General features: G+C 57.3%; 9 protein-coding genes. 6 read left to right on the forward strand and 3 right to left on the reverse strand.

Features of this window, described 5'->3' with window-relative positions:
- Positions 1 to 61 precede the first annotated feature (61 nt).
- Positions 62 to 784: a minor capsid protein gene (locus tag DFR67_RS22400; protein ID WP_110471677.1), complete on the forward strand. Its 723-nt coding sequence runs from the start codon at positions 62 to 64 to the stop codon at positions 782 to 784.
- On the opposite strand, the gene DFR67_RS22405 is transcribed toward DFR67_RS22400, so the two are convergent.
- On the reverse strand, positions 764 to 1,309 hold the full coding sequence (locus DFR67_RS22405) for an HNH endonuclease signature motif containing protein (protein ID WP_110471678.1): 546 nt from the start codon (positions 1,307 to 1,309) through the stop codon (positions 764 to 766). The genes DFR67_RS22400 and DFR67_RS22405 overlap by 21 nt on opposite strands.
- A gap of 81 nt (positions 1,310 to 1,390) precedes the next feature.
- Here DFR67_RS22405 and DFR67_RS22410 point away from each other — a divergent pair, with 81 nt between their 5' ends.
- The 3 genes from DFR67_RS22410 to DFR67_RS22420 all read left to right on the forward strand — a co-directional run bounded on the left by DFR67_RS22410 (position 1,391) and on the right by DFR67_RS22420 (position 4,380).
- Positions 1,391 to 1,795 (forward strand): hypothetical protein, encoded by a 405-nt coding sequence (locus DFR67_RS22410; RefSeq protein WP_110471679.1) that lies wholly within the window; start codon positions 1,391 to 1,393, stop codon positions 1,793 to 1,795.
- Between the two features lie 194 nt (positions 1,796 to 1,989).
- Entirely contained in the window at positions 1,990 to 2,256 is a 267-nt protein-coding gene (locus tag DFR67_RS22415) for a hypothetical protein (protein WP_110471680.1), read from the forward strand.
- A gap of 15 nt (positions 2,257 to 2,271) precedes the next feature.
- Positions 2,272 to 4,380 (forward strand): hypothetical protein, encoded by a 2,109-nt coding sequence (locus tag DFR67_RS22420; RefSeq protein WP_110471681.1) that lies wholly within the window; start codon positions 2,272 to 2,274, stop codon positions 4,378 to 4,380.
- 48 nt (positions 4,381 to 4,428) lie between these two features.
- Here DFR67_RS22420 and DFR67_RS30955 read toward each other — a convergent pair whose 3' ends face one another.
- Positions 4,429 to 4,707, reverse strand: a complete 279-nt coding sequence (locus DFR67_RS30955) for a hypothetical protein (RefSeq protein ID WP_211325136.1) — start codon at positions 4,705 to 4,707, stop codon at positions 4,429 to 4,431.
- A gap of 87 nt (positions 4,708 to 4,794) precedes the next feature.
- On the opposite strand from DFR67_RS30955, the gene DFR67_RS22430 reads away from it, so the two are divergent.
- Positions 4,795 to 5,307 (forward strand): hypothetical protein, encoded by a 513-nt coding sequence (locus DFR67_RS22430; RefSeq protein WP_146240504.1) that lies wholly within the window; start codon positions 4,795 to 4,797, stop codon positions 5,305 to 5,307.
- A 28-nt stretch (positions 5,308 to 5,335) separates the two neighbouring features.
- On the opposite strand, the gene DFR67_RS22435 is transcribed toward DFR67_RS22430, so the two are convergent.
- On the reverse strand, positions 5,336 to 5,842 hold the full coding sequence (locus DFR67_RS22435; protein ID WP_110471684.1) for a hypothetical protein: 507 nt from the start codon (positions 5,840 to 5,842) through the stop codon (positions 5,336 to 5,338).
- Between the two features lie 410 nt (positions 5,843 to 6,252).
- Here DFR67_RS22435 and DFR67_RS22440 point away from each other — a divergent pair, with 410 nt between their 5' ends.
- A complete protein-coding gene (locus tag DFR67_RS22440; RefSeq protein WP_146240505.1) occupies positions 6,253 to 6,870 on the forward strand; it encodes a hypothetical protein in 618 nt (205 codons plus the stop codon).
- Positions 6,871 to 6,962 lie beyond the last annotated feature (92 nt).

Raw genomic sequence — 6,962 nt, forward strand, 5'->3', positions numbered from 1 at the left:
CCTAGAACCTGACGACAAGGTCGATCTCTATCGCCGCCGTGGGGAGCACCACGAGGGTGTCATGCTCGAATCTCTCCGGCGACAGTTTGAGGTCCAGCGCACGATCGTGCTCGGCAAGCTCGACACGACGCCGACCCCGACCAAGGGCTACACCCGCAAGGACTGGCTAAGCGACGTCGTCGACTGGGGAGACCTGGACAAGGAGATGGCGCGGGTACTGGCTCCGCTCCTGCTGGGCATCGTGGCCGAGACAGGTAAGTGCGCATTCGAGCAGGTGAACCTTGACCCTTCACTGTTCAACACCTTCAACCAGGCGATCCAGACCTACTACCAGTTACGCAGCTCCAGAATTGCCAAGGACGTCAACGACGAGACCGAGAAGCAGCTGCGTGCTGAGCTGTCCCAGGGCATCCAGGCTGGAGAGACGAGCTTCGAGTTACGGGCACGGGTTGAGAAGGTGTTCGGTGCGGCGCTGATCTACCGAGCTGATCGCATCGCACGGACCGAAGTCACGCGGGCACAGAGCTTCGCGGACATCGAGGGGTGGACGCAGAGCGGCGTTGTCGAGGGCAAGGAGTGGTTTACTGCGCAGGATGAACGCGTCTGTAAATTCTGCCGGCCACTGAACGGCAAGGTGGTGCCACTGACGAAGAACTTCTTCAGCAATGGCGACGTGTTCGAGGGGGACGGCGGCAAGACGATCAACCTGGACTACGACGATGTGCCAGGCGCACCGCTGCACGGTAACTGTCGATGTGTGCTGTTACCGGTCCTGGTCGAATGAGTCGAACGAGAACTGCCGATTCTCCATCAAATGGCTGACCAGGTCCTTGCCCTTGTCCGTCAATTCAAATCCCCGAGTCATGTAGTGACTCTTGCCGTCTTCGGTCTCGGCCCAGAAGCCCGTAGGAACTTCTTCAGCTTTCAGAATCCCGTCCTTCAATAGATATCTGAATAAGACCTCGGCGTTGGGCAACTCAACCTTTCCTGTTATCCCGTGCTCCGCGAAATGCTCGAGAATGCGCCGTTCAGTATCGTTGTACCGCTGGTTTACGATCCCGAGGTTTGATTTTATTTGTCTTAATGCTTTGCGATCGATGCTTCTTGGGCCCGTTCCTTTAAGGCGGTGACAGTTGGCGCACAGGACGATCATGTTCCCGAACTCATGTTTCAGGACAACGCTGTAATCTTCTATATGCTCGATCTCCAGCGGAAAAACTGTTCTACAGGTCGGTATTGCGCAGCGGAAGCCCGCCTCGATCATTAGTGCTCTCTCAAGCTCTGCAGGGATGGGCGGCCGGTCCGACATCGTATTACCCCTCGATCCACTGTGGTTACGGTTCGATTATAGCCTTTTCGAAACGGTTTTAAATTATAATCCAAAGTAGATATGTCAGCTGGCCAATACAACTTCACGATCGAACAGGGCGCCACACTCAGGAAGAAGTTCCGGTGGACTGACCCTGACGGCACGCCAATCAACCTGACTGGTGCTATCTGCCGTTTGCAGATCCGCAAGACCAAGTCGACCACCTCGCCGCTCATAGCTGACTTGACCCAGCACCTCGCCCTGGATGCTCCAGATGGCAGCGTCACGTTAGAAGTTCCGGGCGAGGTGACCTACGACGTCAAATTCGACACCGGCGATACAGCTTGCGTGTCAACCGCTGGTGATCAGAAGCGATTGGTCGAGGGGGTGGTGACCACCTCGCGGGAGACTAACCGCGAATGCCTGAGACTGTCACCGTCACCGTTGAAGCGGATAAGGTTGTCATCACTGAAGGAGGCGGCATAACGCTCGTCACTGTCGTGGCGGAGGGACCGCACGGTAGGCCAGGCGACACAGATCTGCTTTCCCCGGGGCTTTCTCCGGTGAGTACGAGGATCTAGACGGCAAACCGACGATCCCGGACGTCACCGGGAAGCCGACACGACCTACGTCGACGGACGCAGTGCAGTTTCTCCAGGCAGCTATTGACGGCAAGCCAGATGCCTCTGACCTGTCAACGGTCGCCCTGGCGGGGGGAGTACGCAGACCTGCTGAACAAGCCAGACATCCCAGCCCACCTTGTATATGACGTCCAACGTGGCGTCACTGTCGACGGGGTCGAGTACAAGGCGGTAGGTGACCCCACAACAGATGACGCACCGGCTCTGCGACAGATCATGGACTACATCAAGGACCACGGTGGCGGGGTCTTCTGGATACCACCAGGCACGTATATGTGCCGTTCGCACGTCTACATCCGGAACTGAGTCACTGTTGATGGTGTGCCCAGCGCATCGTTCCCCACCTCTGACGTCGAAGGCGTGCTCGGTATTCTGCGCTCCGACCCGACCCATGAAATTCCTGACGGCTTTGTGTGTCAGAACGTCACCTTCGTCGGCTCGGTGACGACCTTCCCGACAGTTCCAACATCGGATCGCGATCGCACGCCTGGCCCCTTCCATGGGATTAAGATCAACGGCAGCTTCGCTTCTGAAGTGCAAGATGACTTCGGCCAACCAACCTCTGGCCCCTTGATCCGCGACATCTACCTGAACAACATCAAGGTCAAGAACATGGCGAGCCTGCCGACAACGATCTTCGGTGTCAGTGGGCGTCATGTCACCTCGAACTGCGAGTTTGAGTACACGAAGGATGCAGGCTGGGCCTTCAACGAAGAAGTCATCCTCATAGGTAGCCGGTCATACGGATCAAACGACAACGGGTTCTCGCTGAGCCGCGGCAACCGGAAGGTTGTCTGTGTTGGAAACACAGTAGAAAATGCTGCGCTCTATGGCATTTGGCTGTCTGGATACAACTCTAGTATCGGACCAACAAAGTTCACCTGTACTGGGAACACGGTCATCGACACGGGGCGCGCCTGCATCAACCTCGACTTAGGACTTTCTTACGGGATCATCGCCAACAACTACCTCAACCAGGGCTATCACCGTGGACCAGTTGGTCATGTCGGTGACATCGGGACGGATGGCATCTCGATCTCCGGTGCCAGCGGAAACGTCCACGCCACTGGTCTTCTCGTCACCAACAACGTCATCAAGAACGCCGCACGCAACGGCATCGGTATCAAGGAACTCGACAACGCTCTCATCTCCGGCAAGCACATCATCAACCCAGGTATGCAGTACCGAGCGAATGGCACTGAGATTTTGGTGGCCGACACTGACTCGGGCCACGGCATATCGATGAACACTTCTGGGACGTACAGCAACGTCCGCGTGATGGGGAACAACCTGGTCGAGTCTCGCTCCACTCCGCTCTGCAACCTGCCGATCTACCGTCCGAATACCTCTGGCACTCGCATGGCTCGCAACGAAGCGACTGGTGCATGGCGGGCGAAGAACAACACCCTAACGATCAACGATGCCGTTATGCCAGGTAGTCCGGTGGTGCTTCAGATGGCCGGCGACGACACGTCCGTTGAGGTGCAGTGGAATATGCGGGGCAGCGGCAAGCTTGCGCTCCGCAACGCTGACGGCAGTGTCCTAAATCTGCACAGTACGAGCACGTCGAACGCGGCCAAAGCGACCATGCTCATGAGCGCCGGTGCGGATGACACCGACTACATCGGAGCTGTCACTGCGAGTAGGAACGGCGACACCACCAGCTCCACAGTGGCGATCCGACCATTCGGGAACAACTTGCTCGCGTCTGACGGGACAGCTGCCCCGTTCTGGGTGAAGGGGATGCCTTCAAACAGCAGGGGGATCATCGGATTTGGTGGTGGTCAGGTCAACTGGCGCACAGCTGTCGACAACACGGCCTACACAGCGAACGCCAACGACTACTTGATAGCCTGGACCAATCTCACCGCTGGCAGAACGCTTACCCTCAAGGATGCATCGACCCTCGAGGCCGGGCAGACGTACATCGTTGCTGACGAGTCAGGGCTGGCTAGCACGCACAACATCACGATCGCACCGCTTGTCGGGACCATCAATGGTGCAGTGAACGTGAAGGTCGCCTCCAACTATGGACAGCTCCTCGTCTGGTCTGACGGAACCAACTGGCACTCGTCGCCTGACTTGTCGGGCAAGGTCGACGTGGTCGTGGGCAAAGGGTTGTCAAGCAACTACTACACGACAGTTGAGCAGTCAAAGCTGGCGGGCATCGCCGCACTAGCCACTCGGAACGCGACTGACGCCGATCTACGAGACAGAACGACACACATAGGCACCCAGTCAATTACGACGGTCACTGGGCTCCAGGCGGCCCTAGACGGGAAACTCTCGAGGTCTTTAAGCGACGCAATTGCTGACGCTGTCAACTACACGCTGGGCACGACGACCGGGACCAAGTTCGGGACCGCCACTACTCAGAAGATCGGGTTCTTCAAATGCAACGCCAGTAGTGCAGTCGACTGCGACTACTGACTTGGGAACGGCTTTGGCGAACGTCGGGCTTCGTGCCAGCGGTAGTGCCTATCCGATCAGCACATCAGGAACTGCTGCCTTCACCGGCGTCCATTCGCTCACGGGCAACCAACGTGCACTCGGGATCGTTCGAAACGCCACAGTTACCCTGACCACCGTCTCAGCGACGAACAACGAGTGCGACGCTACGACAGCGTCTTTCATCATCACTCTGCCCGCCGCATCTGGCAGTGCGGGCATAATTTTCGAGTTCACCAAGACGGATGCAACAGCGAACACAGTGACGATCGAAGCCAATGGGTCTGAGACCATCAACGGCTCACTCACCTAAGTCCTGTCTGCCCAGTACAAGTACGTGAAGATCCGAATCAACGCGGGTGGCACCGGGTGGCTCGTGACGGGGAACAACTAGCCATGGCGATCACCAAGTACATGCAGGTCATGCTGGTGGATACCCAAGCGTCCTTGCCGGCATCCGCTGACATGGGGCAGGTGGCGTTCTGTCAGGACACCAAGATCAGCCTGATCTTCGACGGGACGATCTGGCAGCCCTCGGACAAGCTGGTGGTCAAGAAGAGCACGGTCGTCGTGAACGGCAAGAACATCGGGGTCACCCCGATCTACACGCTAGAGCCGAGCAGCCTGAACTTCTATCCAACCCAGATCATCATGCGGGCGGTGAACGTCTCCGGCGCGACGTTGAAGCCGACCGTCTCGATCGGCAGCAATGCCAGCTCTTACGACAACATCGCAACCGGGAGTTTGCTCAACAGCCTGCTGACACTCACCGGGGCATCCACATCACCCCAGAACGTGAGCACATCTGCGCCCCTATCCGGTGGAACGGTGATAAATGCAAACGTCTCGCTTGGAGCGCTGGCGGTCAACTACACGTTCACAGTTAATGTGATCGGGTTCTACGCGTAGACTGTAGGGACTGATGTTTCTTTGCGAGTCAGAATAGTTCGATTCCAAGGGAGACCCCCAAGAGGAATATTGCTGCGACCTGAAGAACGAAGCTGCCGATGACATAGCCGGCCTTTTCATCATTTGCACTGCGGATGCTAAGGGTGGTTTCCATGTCGTGCCACGCACATTCGCGTTGAGCTAGATCTGCGGGGTCGTTCCAGTGATTCGTCTCCACCATGCCCCTAAGGGACTGTGCGCTGGTGACTGTGTACTTGATAGCAAACGTCTGGACGTAAATGGCAGCAACAGCTGAGGCCACAAAGACTAAAAGAGCTGCGAGAAGAAACCAAATCGCGACATCATTATTAAATTTGAACGAGGCTTCTTTGCCGGTGATAAACACCGTCAGGGCGAAAATTATCGTGAGGAGTGTGGAGCTGGTAGTGACCAGCGTTGTTCCCCGGCCCTCCAGCGTCTTCTTGCGCTCGACTTCTGCCGCAAGTCGTTCGGTTATATGCTTGGCATAGACCTCACCACCCGATGTTTCACTCACGCGTCCGGCTTCCTGTCATGCCTCTTGTAACGCTTCGTGTCCTGATCACCCCAGGGTTCCCAAGGATCGGGGGTCGCTGGCACGACATTCTCGGTCTCATCGTCGGCCGGTTGAGCCGTAGCCGGTTGCTCCGGTTGTTCTGCCGAGTGGCTTCCACTCATAACTGCTCCCTCACTGGTTTGCGGAGAAGGTATCACTGAGCTGTAGTGAAAACCGAAGTATGAGATTTGCCGATGTGGGGAATATAATTCGTGTGATTTACTAAAAGTAGATGCACTACATCACCACCGCCGGCCAAGCAGAACTGAACGGCGCATGCAACCGCGCGGTCACCGCGATCTGCACGGCCGCGCCTGGGGTGAACGGTTTCTAAGCCCAACGCTGTCGGCGTCGGCCAATACACTCCCTCCATGGCCAAAAGTCGGGCTAAGAAGCCACCTCCTACCAAGCCGCCTACGCCCGCTGTGGCGCGCCAGGTGTTCTCGGAACTGAATGCGACGTTCTACACCGCCGATCCTGGCGAGTTCCTGACGATGCGGGTAGAAGCGCTGTCTCTGATGGCTGCGCCTGATGAGGCGTTGGCTGCGTCTTTCGGGTCAGAGCGCACGATCGGGGCCACGCAGTTTGGATCGATGCCGGTGCCAGACGCGGAGGCCCGCCAGCGTTACATCCAGACTGAAGCCGTCATCATCTTTCACCACGCGGCCGAGCTGGTCCTCCGGCTCTTCTTTGCGCACACAGAACGGGAGACATGCCCGTGGTTCGCGATGGCCGCTTCCACGAGTTTCGCAGACTTCAAAGACAAGGTGGCCAAGTCGCTCGATGCGGGGTTTGACCGGGTCGAGATAGCGATGGTCTTTCTGGGCGGGACAGACCCCAAAGATGCCGCGATTGGAGCGACGGAGGAGGAGTTCAGCGAGACGGTAGAAGCAATCCGACAGCTACTTCACTTCGCCGCGTACAGATTGTTGAAGGAGTCCTTTCTTTACAACGCATCCAAACATGGCCTCACCGCCGTGCAGCTGTGAGGTGGGCCCTTCGTAGTGGTCCAGTTGTTGTGCGACTCTGTTGCCCGAGTGTTTGGGCAGGAAGAATCGACGACGACATGGCAGGTAGCAAG

Origin of the sequence: Williamsia limnetica, from assembly GCF_003217475.1 — a bacterium.
In the GTDB taxonomy this organism is placed as follows: domain Bacteria; phylum Actinomycetota; class Actinomycetes; order Mycobacteriales; family Mycobacteriaceae; genus Williamsia; species Williamsia limnetica.

Bases quoted from the DNA above. Each gene is read 5' to 3' on its own strand.
- DFR67_RS22400 (WP_110471677.1), top strand. From the start codon at position 62: ATGCTCGAATCTCTCCGGCGACAGTTTGAGGTCCAGCGCACGATCGTG.
- DFR67_RS22405 (WP_110471678.1), bottom strand. From the start codon at position 1,309: ATGTCGGACCGGCCGCCCATCCCTGCAGAGCTTGAGAGAGCACTAATG.
- DFR67_RS22410 (WP_110471679.1), top strand. From the start codon at position 1,391: ATGTCAGCTGGCCAATACAACTTCACGATCGAACAGGGCGCCACACTC.
- DFR67_RS22415 (WP_110471680.1), top strand. From the start codon at position 1,990: ATGCCTCTGACCTGTCAACGGTCGCCCTGGCGGGGGGAGTACGCAGAC.
- DFR67_RS22430 (WP_146240504.1), top strand. From the start codon at position 4,795: ATGGCGATCACCAAGTACATGCAGGTCATGCTGGTGGATACCCAAGCG.
- DFR67_RS22440 (WP_146240505.1), top strand. From the start codon at position 6,253: ATGGCCAAAAGTCGGGCTAAGAAGCCACCTCCTACCAAGCCGCCTACG.